This window comes from Fibrisoma montanum, from assembly GCF_003583365.1.
Lineage (GTDB): Bacteria > Bacteroidota > Bacteroidia > Cytophagales > Spirosomataceae > Fibrisoma > Fibrisoma montanum.
The window spans coordinates 553,957-571,986 of the sequence record NZ_QXED01000003.1 but is presented as its reverse complement, the minus strand read 5'-3'; the positions used below and the strand labels follow the sequence as shown (position 1 = coordinate 571,986).

18 protein-coding genes are annotated in these 18,030 nt (G+C 56.2%); 11 read left to right on the top strand and 7 right to left on the bottom strand.

Going from position 1 to position 18,030, the window contains the following annotated elements; translation table 11 throughout:
• Positions 1-14: 14 nt before the first annotated feature.
• The 3 genes from DYU11_RS12440 to DYU11_RS12430 all read left to right on the top strand — a co-directional run bounded on the left by DYU11_RS12440 (position 15) and on the right by DYU11_RS12430 (position 3,015).
• Positions 15-1,136, top strand: coding sequence for a glycoside hydrolase family 18 protein (locus DYU11_RS12440; protein ID WP_119667990.1), 1,122 nt, complete (start codon positions 15-17; stop codon positions 1,134-1,136).
• 64 nt (positions 1,137-1,200) lie between these two features.
• Positions 1,201-2,112 (top strand): helix-turn-helix domain-containing protein, encoded by a 912-nt coding sequence (locus DYU11_RS12435; RefSeq protein WP_119667989.1) that lies wholly within the window; start codon positions 1,201-1,203, stop codon positions 2,110-2,112.
• 138 nt (positions 2,113-2,250) lie between these two features.
• On the top strand, positions 2,251-3,015 hold the full coding sequence (locus DYU11_RS12430; RefSeq protein WP_119667988.1) for an SDR family NAD(P)-dependent oxidoreductase: 765 nt from the start codon (positions 2,251-2,253) through the stop codon (positions 3,013-3,015).
• 181 nt (positions 3,016-3,196) lie between these two features.
• Here the strand turns inward: DYU11_RS12430 and DYU11_RS12425 are convergent, their stop codons facing one another.
• Positions 3,197-3,673, bottom strand: coding sequence for a VOC family protein (locus DYU11_RS12425; RefSeq protein WP_119667987.1), 477 nt, complete (start codon positions 3,671-3,673; stop codon positions 3,197-3,199).
• 208 nt (positions 3,674-3,881) lie between these two features.
• Between DYU11_RS12425 and DYU11_RS12420 the strand changes: the two genes are divergently transcribed.
• The 4 genes from DYU11_RS12420 (at position 3,882) to DYU11_RS12405 (ending at position 6,495) form a co-directional block, all read left to right on the top strand.
• A complete protein-coding gene (locus DYU11_RS12420; protein WP_119667986.1) occupies positions 3,882-4,709 on the top strand; it encodes an alpha/beta hydrolase in 828 nt (275 codons plus the stop codon).
• 17 nt (positions 4,710-4,726) lie between these two features.
• A complete protein-coding gene (locus DYU11_RS12415; RefSeq protein ID WP_119667985.1) occupies positions 4,727-4,987 on the top strand; it encodes a hypothetical protein in 261 nt (86 codons plus the stop codon).
• Positions 4,988-5,024: 37 nt separating this feature from the next.
• Positions 5,025-5,417 (top strand): DUF5991 domain-containing protein, encoded by a 393-nt coding sequence (locus tag DYU11_RS12410; RefSeq protein ID WP_119667984.1) that lies wholly within the window; start codon positions 5,025-5,027, stop codon positions 5,415-5,417.
• A 139-nt stretch (positions 5,418-5,556) separates the two neighbouring features.
• A complete protein-coding gene (locus tag DYU11_RS12405) occupies positions 5,557-6,495 on the top strand; it encodes an SGNH/GDSL hydrolase family protein (RefSeq protein ID WP_119667983.1) in 939 nt (312 codons plus the stop codon).
• A 45-nt stretch (positions 6,496-6,540) separates the two neighbouring features.
• Here the strand turns inward: DYU11_RS12405 and DYU11_RS12400 are convergent, their stop codons facing one another.
• The gene (locus DYU11_RS12400) at positions 6,541-8,232 is read right to left on the bottom strand and encodes an ELWxxDGT repeat protein (RefSeq protein ID WP_119667982.1); all 1,692 of its coding nucleotides are present in this window, start codon (positions 8,230-8,232) and stop codon (positions 6,541-6,543) included.
• 309 nt (positions 8,233-8,541) lie between these two features.
• Here DYU11_RS12400 and DYU11_RS33215 point away from each other — a divergent pair, with 309 nt between their 5' ends.
• Entirely contained in the window at positions 8,542-8,754 is a 213-nt protein-coding gene (locus DYU11_RS33215; protein ID WP_119667981.1) for a hypothetical protein, read from the top strand.
• Positions 8,755-8,876: 122 nt separating this feature from the next.
• On the opposite strand, the gene DYU11_RS12390 is transcribed toward DYU11_RS33215, so the two are convergent.
• The 5 genes from DYU11_RS12390 to DYU11_RS12370 all read right to left on the bottom strand — a co-directional run bounded on the left by DYU11_RS12390 (position 8,877) and on the right by DYU11_RS12370 (position 13,491).
• Positions 8,877-9,743: a DJ-1/PfpI family protein gene (locus DYU11_RS12390; RefSeq protein ID WP_229365798.1), complete on the bottom strand. Its 867-nt coding sequence runs from the start codon at positions 9,741-9,743 to the stop codon at positions 8,877-8,879.
• A gap of 4 nt (positions 9,744-9,747) precedes the next feature.
• The gene (locus DYU11_RS12385) at positions 9,748-10,716 is read right to left on the bottom strand and encodes a GlxA family transcriptional regulator (protein ID WP_119667980.1); all 969 of its coding nucleotides are present in this window, start codon (positions 10,714-10,716) and stop codon (positions 9,748-9,750) included.
• Between the two features lie 103 nt (positions 10,717-10,819).
• Positions 10,820-11,572: a DUF3307 domain-containing protein gene (locus tag DYU11_RS12380; protein WP_119667979.1), complete on the bottom strand. Its 753-nt coding sequence runs from the start codon at positions 11,570-11,572 to the stop codon at positions 10,820-10,822.
• Positions 11,573-11,578: 6 nt separating this feature from the next.
• Positions 11,579-12,253 carry a SatD family protein gene (locus DYU11_RS12375; protein WP_158600274.1) on the bottom strand — a complete coding sequence of 225 codons (675 nt, stop codon included), beginning with the start codon at positions 12,251-12,253 and terminating at the stop codon, positions 11,579-11,581.
• A 128-nt stretch (positions 12,254-12,381) separates the two neighbouring features.
• Positions 12,382-13,491, bottom strand: a complete 1,110-nt coding sequence (locus tag DYU11_RS12370) for an alpha/beta hydrolase (protein ID WP_119667977.1) — start codon at positions 13,489-13,491, stop codon at positions 12,382-12,384.
• A gap of 182 nt (positions 13,492-13,673) precedes the next feature.
• Between DYU11_RS12370 and DYU11_RS12365 the strand changes: the two genes are divergently transcribed.
• From DYU11_RS12365 to DYU11_RS12355, 3 genes are read left to right on the top strand one after another with little or no spacing between them, the layout of a single operon-like run.
• Positions 13,674-14,474 (top strand): 2Fe-2S iron-sulfur cluster-binding protein, encoded by an 801-nt coding sequence (locus tag DYU11_RS12365; RefSeq protein ID WP_119667976.1) that lies wholly within the window; start codon positions 13,674-13,676, stop codon positions 14,472-14,474.
• 15 nt (positions 14,475-14,489) lie between these two features.
• Complete coding sequence (locus DYU11_RS12360; protein WP_119667975.1) at positions 14,490-15,512, top strand: FAD binding domain-containing protein; 1,023 nt, start codon at positions 14,490-14,492, stop codon at positions 15,510-15,512.
• Between the two features lie 19 nt (positions 15,513-15,531).
• Positions 15,532-17,652 carry a xanthine dehydrogenase family protein molybdopterin-binding subunit gene (locus DYU11_RS12355; protein WP_119667974.1) on the top strand — a complete coding sequence of 707 codons (2,121 nt, stop codon included), beginning with the start codon at positions 15,532-15,534 and terminating at the stop codon, positions 17,650-17,652.
• Positions 17,653-18,030: the final 378 nt, after the last annotated feature.

The window sequence follows — 18,030 nt, the reverse complement described above, 5'->3', positions numbered from 1 at the left end:
ACTCCATCCTGATCATGACTCGACTTTTCTACATTGGCTTCGCCCTGCTCACCGCGTCGTTACTCCAGTTCGGGTTTACCCCGGCTCCACCAGCGAAACCCGTCGTGCTGGCCTACGTCGGTGGTTTCCGGGGGCTGGTGGATACTGAGAAGATTGCCGCCGAAAAACTCACCCACATCAATTACGCGTTCGTCGACATTAAAAACAACCGGGCGTGGCTGCACAACCTCAGAACCGATACGACGAATTTTCGCAGGCTGAACGAATTGAAGTGGCGCAATCCGGAACTGAAAGTGCTGATCTCCATCGGTGGCTGGGCCTGGAGCGAGAATTTCTCCGATGCCGTCCTGAGCGATACGGCCCGTACAGCCTTTGCGGCTTCGGCGGTGGACATTGTCCGGCAGCACCGGCTGGATGGTATCGACATCGATTGGGAGTATCCGGGCATGAAAGGTGAAGACAACGTATTCCGACCCGAAGACCGCGAACATTTCACCCTGCTGCTGAAAGCCCTGCGCCAGCAGCTCGACGGCCTGAAACAGCAGACCGGTAAAGAATACCTCGTTACGACGGCCCTGCCCGGTTTTCCGGCCATTTTTACTCATACCGACATGGCCCAGGCGCAGCAGTACCTGAACTACATCAACGTGATGTCGTACGATCATTTTACCGGTGGGCCGCTGGCCGGGCACCACACCAACCTGTTTCCGTCGGGCAAGGTAGAGAACGAACAGTCGGGCGACCGGGCCGTGGCTTTGTACAAACAGGCGGGTGTGCCCGCCGAAAAGCTCGTGCTGGGCATTGCGTTCTACGGCCGGGCGTGGCAGTTGGAGCACAACAACCCCCGCAAGTATCCGCGGACCATCACGAAAGTAGAGCGGGGTGGGGGCTATACGTTCATCAAAGATAGCCTGCTGACCAATCCGGCCTATAAACGCTACTGGGATCGCAAGGCCAAAGCGCCGTATCTGTTCAATAAAGACCAGAAGCGGTTCGTGTCGTACGACGACGAAGAGTCAGTGCGGGAAAAGTGCCGCTACGTGCAGGAAAACGGTCTGGCCGGGGTGATGTTCTGGGAGTATTTCAGCGACCCGAACGCCTATCTGCTGAACGAGATCAACCGGCAGTTTCGATAAAGGCTGACCGTCTTCTGAAAAACCCGAGTTAATCGCCTATATTTGATTTTTACAAACAAGGGCTATGGAGGTCAAAACCATCGACGATTTTTACAGAGACACATCGTTGCTCGTTCCAGCGGAGATCAACAGGGAGGTTGGGCACTTCAACGTATTCCAGATTGCTGACCTGATCGCGATCCGGGCCCGGAAAGGCGGGAGCGAAATGCCGTACAACCGACGCGCCTACTACAAGATCAGCCTGATCTGCGGACGCAACCGGGCCGAATATGCCGACAAGGTCATCGAAATTGAAACGAACGCTTTGCTGTTTGCCACCCCTAAAATTCCGTACCACTACTACCCCCTCGACGACCAGCAATCCGGTTCGTTCTGCGTGTTTACGGATGCGTTTATGGTGCCCAGCAAGAGCGGGGTCGTGCTCGATGATCTGCCGATTTACCAGCCGGGTTCGGTGCCCGTTTTCCAGGTGTCGGATGAAGAAACAGAGCAAATCCGGTATATTTTTAATAAGATGCAGAAGGAACTGGCTTCCGACTATGCCTTTAAATACGACCTGCTGCGCACCTACGTACTTGAACTGATTCACTTCGGTCAGAAACTGCAGCCGGCTACGTCGCTGTATCCGACCCATACGGCTTCGTCCCGCATCTCCTCGCTGTTTGTCGAACTGCTCGAACGGCAGTTTCCGATTGAATCGCCCCGGCAGCAACTGCGCCTGCGTACGGCCAAAGAGTATGCCGGGCAATTGGCCGTGCACGTGAACCACCTCAACAAGGTGCTGAAAGCGCAGACGGGCAAAACCACCACCGAGATCATCAGCAATCGGATTGTGCAGGAGGCAAAAATTCTGCTGAAACAAACCGACTGGAGTGTTTCGGAGATCAGCAACAGCCTGGGCTTTGAGGAGGTGGCCCACTTCTCCAATTTTTTCCGGAAGCAGACTGAACTGTCGCCCGTGGCGTTCAGGGCCTGATTTGATTTTTGCAAACATCGGATTGATACACGCAAATAGCCGGCCGCGTTTTAGCCGCACCTTTGTACGGTCAATAGTTAACTAAATATCCAGTGGCGGAACCCATCTGCCGCCGGATCGTACAAACCAAATCATCCAATGTCTGCAAACTCAAAAATCGCTCTGGTGACCGGTGGCAGCCGTGGCCTGGGCAAAAACATGGCCTTAAGCCTGGCCCGGAAAGGCTTCAACGTTATTGTAACCTACAACAGCAGGCAGGACGAAGCCGAGGCTGTTGTTGCCGAAATCGAGAAGGGCGGCCAGAAGGCGGCTGCGCTCCAGCTGAACACCGCCGATACAAAAGGTTTCGACGGTTTTGTAGAGCAGTTTACCGCCGTTCTTACCAATACGTTCGGTACTGACCGGTTTGATTTTCTGATCAACAACGCCGGAACCGCATCCAACGCGGCCGTCAGCGACGTCAGCGAAGACGATGTGGATGCCATGTATACCATTCACTTCAAAGGGGTTGTGTTTCTGACGCAGCGCCTGCTGCCCATCCTGAACGACGGGGGACGGATCATTAACATTTCGTCGGGGTTGGCTCGGCTGACGTATCCGGGACGGGCGGTGTACGGGGCTATGAAAAGCGCCGTCGAAACCCTGACCCGCTACATGGCGCAGGAACTGGGACCACGTGGCATCGCCGTCAACGTCGTAGCGCCCGGAGCCATCGCAACGGATTTTGGTGGGGGCGTCGTGCGGGACAACCCGGAAGTGAACAAACACATCGCCAGTATAACGGCTCTGGGTCGGGTGGGCCTGCCCGACGACATTGGCGGGGTGGTAGCGTTCCTCTGCACCGACGAAGCCCGCTGGATCAACGCCCAGCGTATTGAAGTGTCGGGTGGGCAGGGATTGTAAACGTAGAAGAAAAACCGCTGGTCAGGTGCCAACCCTGACCGCATGACAATCGCAAAAGAAGCAAAGCAGCATGCAAAAAAGCCCCTCTCCCAAGCTTGGGAGAGGGGCTTTTTTGAGGGAAAATAGGCCGGTCAGTTCAGGGAGCTGTCTGCACGGAAACGTGGCAGATGCTCCGCTTACCTCACACCGCTTCGGCGACGGCTTCCTCAATGGCCTGGATGTCGATCTTTTTCATGGTCATCATGGCGGCCATGGCTCGTTTGGCTTTCTCCGGATCTTCGTCCTGCAGAAACTGCCCCAGCTTCGACGGAACGACCTGCCAGGATACCCCAAATCGGTCGTTGAGCCAGCCGCAGGGGCCTTCCGTTCCGCCCTCCGACAGCTTCTCCCAGTAAAAATCAACCTCGTCCTGCGTGGCGCAATTGACAAATAAGGAAATGCCTTCGGCAAATTTGAAGTGGGACCCGCCATTCAGGGCAATGAACGTCTGACCAGCCAGTTGAAAGATAACGGACTGTACGGAGCCGGCTGGCCCGGGGCCCCCGTCGCCGTACCGGGTGACGTTGGTAATCGTTGAGTTCGGGAAGATGGCCGTGTACAGCGTCGCGGCTTCTTCGGCCTGGTCGTTAAACGTCAGGAATGTGGTGATCGTCTGCATGTTGTTTACTGGTTTATTACGTAACAAAGCTACCACAAGAAGCACCGGTGGGAGGGGGGTAAATCCGTCAAGTTTGGGGGTGATTGCGACAGGCTGCTTTGCCGCAGATTTCAGCCCGACGAATGGCTATGGGTAGGTTTCGGCAGGAGATTCTTTTAAAAACATAGCGTCATCTGTTTACTTTGCCGGCCACACGTATTCCATCCGAATGATTACCCTACGTACTCTGTTTCTGCTCCTGTTCTGTTCAATTATCGGCCGTGTTCAGGCGGCCAGGGTAGACACCGTCGATACGTTCAGCGCGTCGATGAAAAAGACCATCAAAGCGGTGGTGGTTACGCCCGACGCGTACACCGGCGACCGGGAGTTTCCGGTGGTGTACCTGCTGCACGGCTACAGCGGCAATTATGCCGACTGGGTGAAGAAAGCCCCCGTGCTGGGCAGGACCGTCGATGCGAACAACGTCATTGTCGTATGCCCGGACGGCAACTTCGGCAGCTGGTATTTCGACAGCCCGGTCGATCCGTCGTTCCGCTACGAAACCTACGTGGCTAACGAGTTGGTAGCCTGGGTGGATAGCCACTATCGAACGATCAAAAGTCGGCAGGGTCGCGCCATTACGGGGCTGAGCATGGGGGGACACGGGGCCCTGTATCTGGCGTTCCGGCATCAGGACGTATTTGGAGCCGCGGGCAGCATGAGTGGCGGGGTCGACATCCGGCCGTTTCCCAACAACTGGGACATCGCCAAACGCCTGGGTACCTACGCCCAGCAGCCCGAACGCTGGGATCAGAACACGGTCATCAACCTGCTGCACCTGCTGACACCCGGGTCGCTGGCCCTGCTGATCGACTGCGGCACCGACGATTTTTTCTTTCGGGTCAACACCAACCTGCACGAGAAGATGCTGGAGCGGAACATCGCCCACGACTTCATCGCCCGGCCGGGAGCTCACAACTGGGCCTACTGGAACAACGCCGTTACGTACCAGCTGCTGTTTATGCGGCAGTTTTTCGATAAACAAAAACCGGGGTGAAAGACGTTGTATGACGTATGAACCTAACAAGACTAGTTGATATAGTCACTCCGCTTCGGATTGTCGCGCTGATGGGCGTTATCATGATCCTGTACGGATTTGTCGATATGGATCGACAGAACAACGTTCTGCAGTTCATGTTCGGCATTCCCATCCTGGCTGGAGCGCTGGGTGTTCATTACGTAGTTCGGCGGGCCACCCACCGCAATGCCCTGTCGATCTGGATCATAGAATCCGTCCTGGTTGGAGGGGGCATCTACGTCTTTCTCAACTCCTGATTAGCCAACTGGACATGACGGGTAAACGTAGGGCATTATGGTAAAATTTGGTTTGATTGTGGGTGTGTTGCTGGCTTCGGTGGGGCTGTTCAGCGCTCAGAAAACCGACGGGTGGCTGGGGACATGGTCGGGAGAACACCGGGAGGGCGTGACGTACACCATCACCGTCCGGGACAAGTACAAAGGCCTGAATCTGTGCGAGGTGCACGCCGAGGGTATTCAGACGCACTATACGCTGGAGTGCGTCGCAACCGGCCATCCGGCTACGTTGAACGTGTATTTCCGCTCAGTCAAAGACGGCGCGTTCTACGCCAGGGATCGGGTGAATATCAATCAGCCGCTGTTTAGCCTGAAGCGCGACCAAAGCCGGGTTTTGTGGCGGTGGCAGCAGATTTTTGAGGGAGGCATCGTCGTGCAGAAAACGAAGTAGCTCGTTCGGGAGCGTTGCACTACGTGGGTTGCGGTTAGATTGGCGGCTGTCGATGCTTTTCCCGTAGACCTGACCCGCTGGTCTGTCGGGTACATAGCCCGGTAGCGCGGTAAACTGATTCGGGTGGCTGCCATTCCTGATGAAAAAAATAACTCTCCTGTTGCTTGTTCTGATCGGTACCCTGACCTGGGTGCTGGCTAAGCCGTTTCCAAAACGTACGAAGCGGGTGTTGTTTCTGGGCAACAGCATCACGTATGCCGGTACGTACGTGGCCGTTATTGAAGCCTATCTAGTAACCCATTACCCGAAGCAGCACTACGAATTTATCAACGTCGGACTGCCCAGCGAAACGGTGTCGGGCCTGAGTGAACCGAACCACGCCGACGGGCGGTTTCCCCGGCCCGATCTGCACGAGCGGCTCAGCCGGGTGCTGGCCCAGGCGAAGCCCGACGTGGTGTTTGCCTGCTACGGCATGAACGACGGCATCAGTATGCCCCTGGCCGAAGAGCGATTCAGGCCCTACCGCGAGGGGATGAAGTGGCTGCACACCGAACTGGAGAAGGCCGGCGCCAAACGCATCATTTTCCTGACGCCCCCGGTCCATGACCACCCGAAGCTGGGGACGCAGGGCTACAACCGGACGCTGGATGCGTATTCGACCTGGCTGCTGGCGCAGCGCGATTCGCTCCGGTGGGAGGTGGCCGATATTCATTTTCCCATGACCCGCTACCTGGAGGAAAAACGGCAGACCGACTCCACGTTCAAGCTGGCGAAGGACGGTGTTCATCCCGGCGAGCTGGGCCACTGGCTGATGGCCAAACCGGTTTTGTTGTACCTGGGCGAGCCGGTGGAGTCGGCGGAGTCTGTAGAGGAAGCTCTGGCGGACCGGCCGCAGGGACAGGCTATTTTTACGTTAGTGGCCCGGCGCCAGAACGTCATGAAAAACGCGTGGCTCCGGGCCACGGGCCACAAGCGCCCCGAGATGGCACCGGGCGTGCCGATTACCGAAGCCCGGCAGACGTACGAAGAGATTGAAGGGCAGATAAGGGCTTTATTGTCAAACAGGAAGACACCGTAGAGAAACTGGGGTCTTCCTGCTGTACATGGCTGCTGTGTCGATAAGTCAGGGTTTCCAGAGACGGATAACCCGTTGCTGATCCGCGGTACTGGCCCGCAGCAATAGCAAACCGGCTGGCAGGTGGCCTACCTCCAGAACCTGTCGCTGCTTCTCCTGATGGCCTGACAAACGTCGCGTTTCCAGAATACGCCCCTGTAGGTCCGTCAGACTTAGCTGTACCGGTTGACCGGTGTCCCAACTGACATCAACCGTTAACGTTTTTCCGAGAATCGGATTCTGCTGCACCTGGAGTTGCAGGCTGCTGGGGGTTTCTGTCGGTAAATCGGCAGCCTCCCGGCCTCCGACCGGACAAAACGTACAGGGGACGTACTTATACAGTTCAACACCGTGGTCGCTTTCAAGAGCCGCGAAAAATACACGGTTGCCTGATTCCACAAAAGGCGTGGTTCCCACCGACGGTCCGTATGGATTCAGATCTTTCAACAGGCGGGTACCCGAGGTGGTGCCGTCTGAAATCCAGGGCTCTGGGCCGCCCAGGCCGGGACTTCCCGGACCATTGAAAAAGAGTTTCCCATTGACAGCATTCAGGTTGGACGGGTACAATTCCTTTACGATAACTGTGTTGGCCGTTGTTCCGTCTGTTTTCCATAAACAAAAGTTATCCGGTCCGTTCTGGCCGCCAAAAAACAGGGTATTTCCCACGGTTGTAAGTTGGAAAACCCGATCGTCGCCAAATGGATTCGTATTTTTCAAGCGCTGCGTTCCAGGTGGCGTACCGTCAGAAAACCAAAGCTCGTCGCTGTTTCCGGTATCCGTCGTAAAAAAGAGTTTACTCGTAAAGGCTATGGTTTCGTGCACTGTTCCCGAAAGCGTCTGCACGTGGGTTGCTGAACCAGGACTGCCGTTTGTTTTGTAAAGTCGGTTCTTAAAGGTGTCGGCTGAGTCGATGTACTGGTAAAAAAAGTAAAGCTGCCCACCAACCACCGTCAAATGCTGTGGGGTCAATGCCTGAATAACGCCAGCAATCGTCAAGGCAGATAGTGAGTGAATCTGGTAGGTGCCGGCCGTTGTTCCGTCGGATCGCCAGAGCCCCGGACCACTCGCGTCCTGAGCCACGAAATACAGAACACCGTTCATAACGTTTAACCCAGCCCACTCACCAAACAGGGTCACGCCATCGCCGGCTGGGTTGATGTCTTTCACCTGGTACGTTCCCGCCGATGTGCCATTGGACCGCCATAGTTCGCGGCCGTCTGTCCCATTATCGGCAAAAAAGTAAAGTATGTTGTTCATCACAACAGGACCACTGGGGTCAGAATCACCGGACGGGTTTATGTTCTTAACCAGTTCGGTGCCTGCCGCTGTGCCGTTGGACTTCCATAATTCCCGGCCTACACTCCCATTATCGGCCGAAAAAAACAGAACGCCTGAGTAATTAATAAGGTTATACGGATTTGAACTCCCGTTGAGGTTGATATTTTTAACCTGTACAGTTCCGGCTTCGGTTCCGTCAGACTTCCAGAGCTCCCGGCCATTGACTCCGTTTTCGGCCGTGAAATAGAGTACGCCATTCAGATCAGTTAACCAACTGGGGCCACCCGTGCTATAAACGGGATTAATGTCTTTCACCCGCGCAATATAGAATGACGTTGGTTCAGCCGGGCCAAACTGCGCCCAGAGTGAAAGCGGGTGCTGGATGAAGCTCAGCAGGGTGAGTATCTGTAAAACTTTCTTCATATGCTGTAATCGATAGGTTGAATAAATCTATTGATTATCAGAACGCTAGGTCGAAAGTTTTGAGTTAGCGGCTTCCTGGGAAAGTAGTTTGTAACCCTGCCCGTCTGAATAATCGAAGGCATGGCTCACCAGCCAACTGTCTTTTTAGCCCCACTGATGGAAGCATCTTCTACTGGTTCAGGTTGTGTTGATACGCAGTTGAGGTCGGTTTTTGCGCAATCCGGCCACCATATTTTCCAGTGCATAGAGCGTAGGGTGGAAAACAGCTTTGCGATCCGCTTATTTCGCCCGCTCACAACGCTCAATACGATGAAACGTTTATTTGTGTTTTTGATGCTGGTCGCCGGATCGTCCTGCCAGCCCGATAAGATTAACGCCACCTGCTACGTTTGCGACGTTTATTCAACCACGCAACCGTCGCGCCAGACAAAGGAGTTTTGCAATAAGGCCGAGATGGACCAGTACGTAAAGGATGTAAAAGCACAATCTGAAACCGCCCTGGTATCCTGCCGTAACAAATAGGATCAACGTTGTCTGTTAAACGTCTGGCTAAACTTACGCCGATTACTGCTGAAACGGTCAAAACCGACGTGGGTAGGCTCACAAGACCTGCTACATCGGTTTTGACCGTTCCCTTGGGCCGACTACCTGGTATCTGCCGCCACCTTGCCCGGTTGCTTCACGACTAATCCCTCGTCTGGTTTCCACTTGTCATATTCCATGTAGCGGGCGGTTTGGGTGGCTGCGGCCAGTCCTTTCAGTTTGGCCACTACGTGCAGCGCCCCGTCAATACCGGCCGATACCCCCGCCGTGGTGATAATCTGGCCATTGTCGACAAAGCGCGTGTCGCGCAGAATCCGGGCTTTGGGCGTTGCCCGTTGCAGCGGCTCAATGTACGAATGAAACGTAGTCGCCTGTTTTCCATCCAGCAGGCCCGCTTTAGCCAGCAGCCCGGCTCCCGTACAAACGGACAGCATTACCTCGGCCTGTTCGGAGCAGCGTTTGATCCAGTCGATAAGCGGCTTATTGTTGAGGAACGGACCGGTCTTACCACCCGGCAAAACCACGATGTCGGGTCTGGGGCAGTCGGTCAGATCATACGTCGGGATAATTTTTACGAAACCCTGGCTGATAATCGGCTCTTTGCTGAGCGACACCGTGTAGACGGTAAACCCCTCCGTGGCGGCAAAGACCTCGCTGGGACCCGCGAAATCCAGAATCTCGACCCCGTCGTGAATGAAAATGGCCACGTTCCGCTTCCTGACTTGCTTCTGGTTGCGCGCCAGTGAGTCTATGAGAGCAACGCTGCGTTTGATAAGGGGCATACCGCAGTGCTGACACCTGCCGGGCTTGTCGTGTCGTTCGAGATCGCATGCACTCCCGCAGGGTTCGCAGTAATACGCCATCAGGTTGTCTTTCACCCTTACTTTCTGCGACCACAGCGGGGAGCAGGGAGTAATCAGCCAGCCGGCAACAAGCAGGAGGAAACGGTAGCGACGGATGCGGTTCATGAGCTTATGCATTACGTTGAAACAAAGGAGTTGAACGTGTTTTTGAATCGTCTTTCTGCCAGATACGGCGGAGCTGGCGGGCGTCTTGGAATCCGCACTTTTCGGCGATAGCTTCCATGGTCATGCCGGGATTGTGCCGCAGGGTTCGGGCCAGTTCCAGCCGGAGCAGGGTGGTGTAGACATGAATGGAAATGCCGGTTTCTTTCCGAAAGGTGCGCGTTAGGTTACGGGTACTCATACCGGCCACCTCGGCGAGTTCGTCTAACGTAGCCCTGGTTTTCAGATTGGTAATCAGCCAGTCCTGCACCTGATGAACGGCTACGTTCATGTGGTTGCGGTAATCGAGGTACACGCTTTTCTGCGAATGCTCGGGGCCGCGCCGTTGATACACAACCAGTTCGCGGGCTATTTTCGACGCAAACAGCGGGCCCTGCTGTTCTTCCAGTATCGCCAGGGCCAGGTCGATGCCAGCCGTTATGCCCGCGCTGGTGTAGATACCGCCATCGTTCACGAACAGGCGGTCGGGCTGGGTAACGATCCGGGGATACGTTGTTTGCAGTTCGTCCAGGCGTTTCCAGTGGGTGGTACATTTTCGGCCATCCAGGAGCCCGGCCTGAGCGAGCACGAACGCACCCGTACAGACGGAGCAGATCGTTACGCCCTGGCAGTGCTGCTCCCGGAGCCAGGTCAAAAAATCAATCTCCGCCCTGAATTCCGCCGACCGGATGTAGGCCATGTCCATCCCCGGTACGAAGATCAGATCGCCGGGTTGGGGATGCACGTCCGTCAACGGCAGCACCGGCCCCATCGCCAGTCCAGCTGAGCTAACCACCTGATGCTGAAACGAGCAGTAGCGTAACTGATAGGGCGCACCATACTCAGCGGCTTCGTAGAACACCTGAACCGGTCCCGTCAGGTCCAGTACGTGTACATGGGGTGGTACGACAAAGATGACTTGCTGAGTAGGCGACATGGCTTGGCTGAGTCAGGCTGTAAAAGTAGGCCATGCTCAGCTTCCCTGCGAGCCAAAGAGCGGACATTTTGAGCCAGGAGTCAACTCGTAACTACCAGATGTATCATTCGATGACCAACTTCGTCATCAAGCCGATCAGGATAGCCATACTATAACTCAGCAACGTTCCAACCAGTACGTATTCCGATTGCTTGGCGGCTTTCTCGCCTTCCCGGAACCGAAGCAACGACTTTGCCGCGATCAGAAAACCAATAGCTTCATACTGGTTAAGCAGAACAAATGAGAAAATAAGCACCCGTTCGGCAATGCCTATCCATTTACCAGCATCATCTAAGGAATCGGATGCCGATGGGTTAAGCGGATCAATCAGTTGACGTTGCCACTTGCTGGTAGCCATGCCAACAATAAAGCCGATCGGTGTCGTACAGATCAGGTAGCCGCTCAGAACCGCTACGACACGCTGTTCAGTTAGGGCTGACCTGACGAGTCTGCCCAGGTCGATCCAATTATCCGTTAGCCAGAGCCAGACGAGTAACAGAACACAAACGTGGGCCACCTGATCGATGAGAAACGGACGTAACGGTTGCGGACCGCCGAATCGTAGTTTCAGGTAGTCAATCAGTCCATGGGTTATACCCACAAATACAATTAGCGAAACAACTGCCCAGAAACCTACAAATACGTATGCCAGGATACCCGCCACCAGGCTATGCCAGTACAGGTATTTTGAGCGATGTAGCTTCTGCTGTTTGTGAAGAACCCAGGAGGTTGGCTGCAAGACAAAATCGGTTAGCAGATGGGATAGTAGAAGCCTAAAGAAAAGAGCATTTTCGTCAGCGGTAAAGAATTGCGTCATGTGATGTTACGGTGTCAGTAAATCCTGAAAGCGGATCAATAGGCGCTCAATGGCTACCCAGGAGGCTGCTTTGGCCCGTTGATTGATGGCCGGCTGCTTCACCTTAAGTAGTTCGGCGATGTGAACCTCCGTATGGTTCTGTAATTTGTAGTAAACGACTTCCGCTTGTAAGGCGGTCCATTTACCGATAATACCTTCCAGCAAAACCAACGCTGTATTCAGCTCATCGTCGAGTGTTTGTTGCCGACTTTTGATAGCGATCTGGTTAGGCTCTTTCTTAAGGGTGTCGAGTAAACGACCGGAAAAGCGAAATGCTTCGCCGTTAGACTCAGCCAGGGTGGCAGTGACGCTGTCTACAGACCCAATGCCGATGGCAATTCGAGCATCCGAAGCAATGAGTCGATCATCGATACTGACCTGGCTTTGTAAGTAGGTACGAATGATCAGGGCAATCCGCAAGGCTTGTTGGGGAATATCGAGCAAACTTTGAAAGCTGTCGCCCCGGTAGATCTCGAAAGTTACCTTCAGCTTGAGGTCATTTTCGCTTCCCTCCTGATCTTTGTCAAACAAGCTGGTTAAAGACCTTAGCAGCGTTTCACGCTCCGTTACGTTGAGTTTAGACGAGTTTACGATGTCGCCCGTTAAGACTGCGTATTGTGCGTTACTAACTGGTGTTGACATACAATATAAGGCTATAAGCTTATAATGGGCAATTATAAGCATACAAGCTTATAATACGAACCAGCCAGTCGTTTTTCTTTTTGATACTAAAATTAGAGTAGTGTAAGGTAACACCGAGGTCTGCTTCACTACTTTCTTCCTGCTCTTATTTCTTCATCAACCAGATTCCCGCTAAAGAACGGCAGCATCTTCTGCTCGATGCGCTCGGCGATGCGGTTGATATGGTCGCCGTCGTATTCTTCGTAGGTGTGCGGTATCTGGTACGTAGTCAGCATGCCGTCCAGCACTTTGATGTTGGCCGCAATGCTCACGTCTTTGTTACCCGCATCGAAGGCCATCGCCCGTAGTTGCCGGATGTTCGATACGTACTGGTCCAGCGTAGCGAGGGGGGCGTTGGCGGTCCATCTGGCCGTAACCATCGGCTGCGGCTGGCCGTCTTTCACCGGCAAATCCAGATAGAAGGGGGCCTGGCCGGGATTCGGCGACCACGATGCCGCCGAGGCAAACATGGCTTTGGTGAAGAAATCGGCTTTTTCCAGCTCCGCCTGCGTCTTGATGCCTTCCAGTCGGGCCGCCATCTCGGGGTTGCCGGGGCCGTTTGTGCCCGGTATCAGGCAGCAGGGGCTGAGCAGGTAGAGACTGGAGAATATCTCGGGGTGCTTCTGCCCAATACGTATCGTGCCGTAGCCGCCCATCGAGTGCCCGGCCAGTCCGCGGCTGGCGGCTTGCGGCAGGGTGCGGTAGTTCTTGTCGATGTAGGCTACCAGTTCTTTCGCTACGTAATCTTCCCAGTTGCCAATCGTTACGGAGTTGGAGTACATGCTCCCGAAGTAGCGGTTGTAGGCGTTGGGCGTCACGATGATAAACTCCTTCGTTTTGCCCTCGGCCAGCGCCTTGTCCACCACGGCGGGCAGGTTGATCCAGTGCTTTGTCAGGCCGTACCACTTATCGTCGCTGTCCGTAAAGCCGTGCAGGAAGTAGATGACCGGGTAGCGCCGTTTCTTGTCGGTCTTATAGCTCGGGGGCAGGTAAATCGATACGTCGCGATCCGGCGAATCGCCCGCCAGATTGCCTTCCAGACCCTTGCCGTGCACCTTGATCCGTTCGACGGTCCCGGCCGGTGTGGTCTGGCCGTATCCGGGCGTAATCGACGTACTGATCAGAGTCCCGACGAGGAGCAGGACCGTAACGGCTTTATGGGCCGGCAGAAACGAGCGGAAGAGAGCAGAGCAACGCATGGTCTTAGAAGTTGGGTCGAAGCCGTTTCTACTTTTGCCCGCCAGTCGGCCACATCCCCTCAGGCCATGCGTCCGCACAACAATCAACTTGATAATAAGTTATGTTTAGTATACCTCTCCGTGTAAAAATAAGCGTCTCAGGTCTTTTGCCTGCATACACTTTATCCCCCAACTCGTGCCTAATGGAAGACAACCAAACCCCTCAACTGACCGACGACGAAAAGAAGCTGTTTGAGGACCTGATGCCCGAAGATCTGGACGAAATTCTGGATACGGGGGTGAACAGACGCCATTTCCTGAAACTGATGACGCTGGCCGGTGGCGGGCTCCTGGCGGCTCACTCGGCCGTGGCGGAGCAGGTCTTCACCCGGCCGCTCAGCGTACCATCGGCCCCGGAACCTGCGTCGGCGGCCATCGAAAACGGCGTGAACGTATCGTTCAAGGTCAACGGCGCGGCCCGAAAGCTGACGGTCGATTCGCGGATGACCCTGCTGGACACCCTGCGCGAAAAACTCGAACTGACCGGTTCCAAGAAAGGCTGCGACCAGGGCCAATGCGGTGCCTGTACGGTGCTGGTCGACGGGCGCCGGGTGCTGTCCTGTCTGACCCTGGCGGCCACCTGCGAGGGCCGGAGCGTGCAGACGATTGAAGGACTGGCGCAGAACCAGACCGGATCGGCGGTGCGGCTGCACCCCATGCAGGCGGCTTTCCTGAAGCACGACGGCTTCCAGTGCGGGTTCTGCACACCGGGACAGATCTGCTCGGCGGTGGCCCTGCTGGAAGAAGCCAGAACCGGTCACGCCAGCTACGTAACCGAAAACGTCCGGCAGACGGCGGGACCAGTTCGCTTATCGGCCGAGGAGATTCGGGAGCGCATGTCGGGGAATCTGTGCCGATGCGGTGCGTATCCAAATATTGTGGCGGCCATTCAGGAAGTCTACAGCGGCAAACCCGTCGAGCAGACCTGGCAGTTTGTCGGCTAACCCTTCACAACACCCATGAGACCATTCCGATTCACCAACGCCAAAGACGCGGCCTCGGCCGTGCGGAGCCTGACGGGCAACCCCAATGCCCGGTTTCTGGCCGGGGGAACCAACCTGCTCGATCTGATGAAGGAGGATGTTGAGCGGCCGGACGAGCTGATCGACATCACCCGGCTGCCGCTTACCCAGATCAGAACCATTACGTCCGGCCCCAACCAGGGCGGTCTGTCGATCGGCGGTCTGGGCCGGAACGCCGATGCGGCCAATCACCCGCTGGTCCGGCAGAACTACCCGCTGCTGACGCAGGCAATTCTGGCCGGCGCATCGGGGCAGATCCGCAACATGGCGACCAACGGCGGCAACCTGCTCCAGCGAACCCGCTGCCCGTACTTTTACGAGGTGTCGATGCCGTGCAACAAACGCGAGCCGGATGAGTCGTCGGCCCGGGCGGGATGCGGAGCGCTGGAAGGCATTAACCGCATGCACGCAATTTTCGGCTGGTCGGAGAAATGCGTGGCCGTTTACCCCTCCGACATGGCCATAGCGCTGGCCGCGCTCGACGCAACGGTAAACGTCAGGAAGGCCGACGGGCAGGAACGCAGCATCGCGTTTGCTGACTTCCACCGGCTGCCCGGCGATACGCCCGAGAAAGACACCAACCTGAATCACGGCGAGCTGATCACGGCCATTGAACTGCCCAGGAACCGCTTCGCCGACCATTCCTACTACCTGAAAGTGCGCGACCGCTCATCATACGCTTTTGCGCTGGTGTCGGTGGCGGCCGCGCTGGAGATGAAGGAAAACCGGATCGTTCAGGCCCGGATCGCCATGGGCGGGGTAGCCCACAAACCCTGGCGGGCACTAAAGGCCGAGCAGCTGCTCGTCGGGAAAGAAGCCAGCGACGCGACCTTCAGGCAGGCAGCCGAGGCCGAAATGGCCGGCGCCAGACCCCTGTCGCACAACAAATTCAAGGTTGAACTGAGTAACCGGAGCATTGTCCGGGCGTTGCAGATGGCCGTCAACGGCGGTAAAGCCTGATCGTTAGCTAACTCATCCCATGAACGATAACAACAAGGTAACCGGTACACCCATCAGCCGCATCGACGGGATTCTGAAGGTGACCGGCAAAGCGGATTATTCGACCGATCACCCGGTCCGGAACGTCGCCTACGGCATCCTGTTTAAAAGCACCATTGCCGCCGGAACGATCAGGACCATCGACACCGCCGAGGCCGAAAAAGCGCCCGGTGTGCTGGCCGTCATCACCCACAGGAATGCGCCGAAACTGAACGTAAAAGGGGGCATTCGCGGAGGAGCGATGCTGCAAAGCCCGGCCGTCGATTTTTTCGGTCAGCACATTGGTATCGTCGTCGCCGAGTCGTTTGAGCAGGCCCGCCATGCGTCGCGACTGATTCAGGTGACGTACGATGAGGCCCCGGCTAAAGTCGATTTCGACAAGCTGGCCAAAGGCGCGGTACGTCCGAAAGACAAGGAAGACGAAAAGCGGGGGGATGCGAAAGCGGCACTCAGCACCGCCGACTATAAAATCGAGGAGGTGTACACGACGCCGATTGAGCACCACCACCCGCTCGAACCCCATGCCACCATTGCCGAATGGAACGGGGATCAGCTGACGGTGTACAACAGCTCCCAGATCGTCAACGGCGCTCAGAATGCAACGGCGGCAACGCTCAACATCAAACCGGAGCAAGTCCGGATCGTTTCGCCCTACATCGGGGGCGGTTTCGGTTCCAAAGGCGGGCAGTGGGCCAACCTGGTACTGACGGCCGTAGCGGCAAAGGTGGTGAACCGCCCGGTCAAGCTGGCCCTCACGCGCCAGCAGATGGTCAACTCGGTCGGGCTGCGGCAGCAGAATGTTCAGAAAGTCAGTCTGGCGGCTACCAAAGACGGCAAGCTGACGGCCCTGGCCCACGAGACAACGACCCACTGCGCCATCAACGACGAGTTTGTGGAGCCCTGTGGTGACTGCTCGAAGCTGATGTACGATACGCCCAACTCGCTCATTACGTACCGGGTGGTGCCGATGAATCTGATTCTGCCCACCTACACGCGGGGGCCGGGGAAGTCGACCGGCAGTTTTGCGCTCGAATCGGCCATGGACGAGTTGGCGTACAAGCTGAAGATGGACCCGATCGAGTTTCGGATCAAAAACGAACCCGAACGCGATCCGTCGAACGGCAAACCCTGGTCGTCGCGGGCAACGGTGCAATGCCTGCGGGAAGGGGCCAACGCATTCGGTTGGGAAAAGCGGAAGCCGGAACCCCGCCAGCAGCAGGAAGGCAACTACCTGATTGGCTACGGGGTAGCCTGCGGTACGTATCCGGTTCACCAGCGGCCGAGTTCCGCCCTGGTGAAGCTGAAGCGGGAAGGCAGCACTGTAACGGCAACCATTGAGCTGGCCGCTGCCGACCTGGGCACGGGTACGTACACGATACTGGCCCAGACGGCTGCCGATGCGCTGGACCTGCCGATCGGCAACGTAACGGTCCGGATCGGGGATTCTACCCTGCCGCCGGCTGCGGGATCGGTTGGATCGGTCGGCGCAATCAGTTATGCGAACGTGGTCAATGATGCCTGCATGAAGATCACGGACGATCTGATTGCGCGATCGGGCAAACAGTACTTCGCCCGGCCGACCGCTTCGCAGGTAATGATTGCCGAACGGATTGATACGTTCCAGGCCCGGGTGGATTCCAAAGCGCCGGAGGGTGCGGACGACTATTCGTCGCACAGCTTCAACGCGAATTTTGCCGAAGTGCGGGTCAACATGTCGACGGGGATGGTGCGGGTGTCCCGTTTTCTGGCCGTGACGGGTGCCGGTAAAATCCTGAATCCCAAAACGGCCCGGTCGCAGATCATCGGCGGCAATGTCTGGGGCATCGGCATGGCCCTGACCGAAGAGTCGGTGGTGGACCCGCGCTGGGGTAATTTCGTGACCCGTTCGCTGGGCGATTATCACATTCCGGCCAATCTGGATATCGGCAACATGGAGGTCATCTTCGTTCGGGAGGACGATACCATCTCCAACAGAATGGGTGTGAAAGGCATCGGCGAGGTGGGTATTGTGGGTGTGGCCGCGGCCGTAGCCAACGCCGTCTTCAACGCCACCGGTAAGCGCATCCGCGAACTGCCCATAACGCCCGATAAGCTGCTGTAAGCGTATAAACTAACGTGAAGTACAGATAAGCATCTAGGCCATGAGAACCGGTTTCTGTCGTCGGGATGACAGAAATAGACTAAGTTATGCGTCTATTATTTAGAACGTTACTCTGAAGTCTGGCCAAAATTCACGTTCAAACCAGTAACAGCAATCCCCGTCTGACCGCGACTCGCACCGGTCAGGCGGGGATTTTTTCGGTTACCACACCGGCCCATTACGGGCCTTTCGCTCCTTCGTTGATCGGCCATTATTCGTAGTTCGCGCCGACTGATCGGGCATTCGTCACAAAACCAGCGGGTTTGCGTTCCGGGCTGCCTATCTTTATTCCATGTCTGAACGCCGTGCCGAACCGTACGTCGGCACGGCCGTAGTTCC

Excerpts from the sequence above, each read along its gene's own strand:
- DYU11_RS12440 (WP_119667990.1), top strand. The coding sequence starts at position 15 with ATGACTCGACTTTTCTACATTGGCTTCGCCCTGCTCACCGCGTCGTTA.
- DYU11_RS12435 (WP_119667989.1), top strand. The coding sequence starts at position 1,201 with ATGGAGGTCAAAACCATCGACGATTTTTACAGAGACACATCGTTGCTC.
- DYU11_RS12430 (WP_119667988.1), top strand. The coding sequence starts at position 2,251 with ATGTCTGCAAACTCAAAAATCGCTCTGGTGACCGGTGGCAGCCGTGGC.
- DYU11_RS12425 (WP_119667987.1), bottom strand. The coding sequence starts at position 3,673 with ATGCAGACGATCACCACATTCCTGACGTTTAACGACCAGGCCGAAGAA.
- DYU11_RS12420 (WP_119667986.1), top strand. The coding sequence starts at position 3,882 with ATGATTACCCTACGTACTCTGTTTCTGCTCCTGTTCTGTTCAATTATC.
- DYU11_RS12415 (WP_119667985.1), top strand. The coding sequence starts at position 4,727 with ATGAACCTAACAAGACTAGTTGATATAGTCACTCCGCTTCGGATTGTC.
- DYU11_RS12410 (WP_119667984.1), top strand. The coding sequence starts at position 5,025 with ATGGTAAAATTTGGTTTGATTGTGGGTGTGTTGCTGGCTTCGGTGGGG.
- DYU11_RS12405 (WP_119667983.1), top strand. The coding sequence starts at position 5,557 with ATGAAAAAAATAACTCTCCTGTTGCTTGTTCTGATCGGTACCCTGACC.
- DYU11_RS12400 (WP_119667982.1), bottom strand. The coding sequence starts at position 8,232 with ATGAAGAAAGTTTTACAGATACTCACCCTGCTGAGCTTCATCCAGCAC.
- DYU11_RS33215 (WP_119667981.1), top strand. The coding sequence starts at position 8,542 with ATGAAACGTTTATTTGTGTTTTTGATGCTGGTCGCCGGATCGTCCTGC.
- DYU11_RS12390 (WP_229365798.1), bottom strand. The coding sequence starts at position 9,743 with ATGAACCGCATCCGTCGCTACCGTTTCCTCCTGCTTGTTGCCGGCTGG.
- DYU11_RS12385 (WP_119667980.1), bottom strand. The coding sequence starts at position 10,716 with ATGTCGCCTACTCAGCAAGTCATCTTTGTCGTACCACCCCATGTACAC.
- DYU11_RS12380 (WP_119667979.1), bottom strand. The coding sequence starts at position 11,572 with ATGACGCAATTCTTTACCGCTGACGAAAATGCTCTTTTCTTTAGGCTT.
- DYU11_RS12375 (WP_158600274.1), bottom strand. The coding sequence starts at position 12,253 with ATGTCAACACCAGTTAGTAACGCACAATACGCAGTCTTAACGGGCGAC.
- DYU11_RS12370 (WP_119667977.1), bottom strand. The coding sequence starts at position 13,491 with ATGCGTTGCTCTGCTCTCTTCCGCTCGTTTCTGCCGGCCCATAAAGCC.
- DYU11_RS12365 (WP_119667976.1), top strand. The coding sequence starts at position 13,674 with ATGGAAGACAACCAAACCCCTCAACTGACCGACGACGAAAAGAAGCTG.
- DYU11_RS12360 (WP_119667975.1), top strand. The coding sequence starts at position 14,490 with ATGAGACCATTCCGATTCACCAACGCCAAAGACGCGGCCTCGGCCGTG.
- DYU11_RS12355 (WP_119667974.1), top strand. The coding sequence starts at position 15,532 with ATGAACGATAACAACAAGGTAACCGGTACACCCATCAGCCGCATCGAC.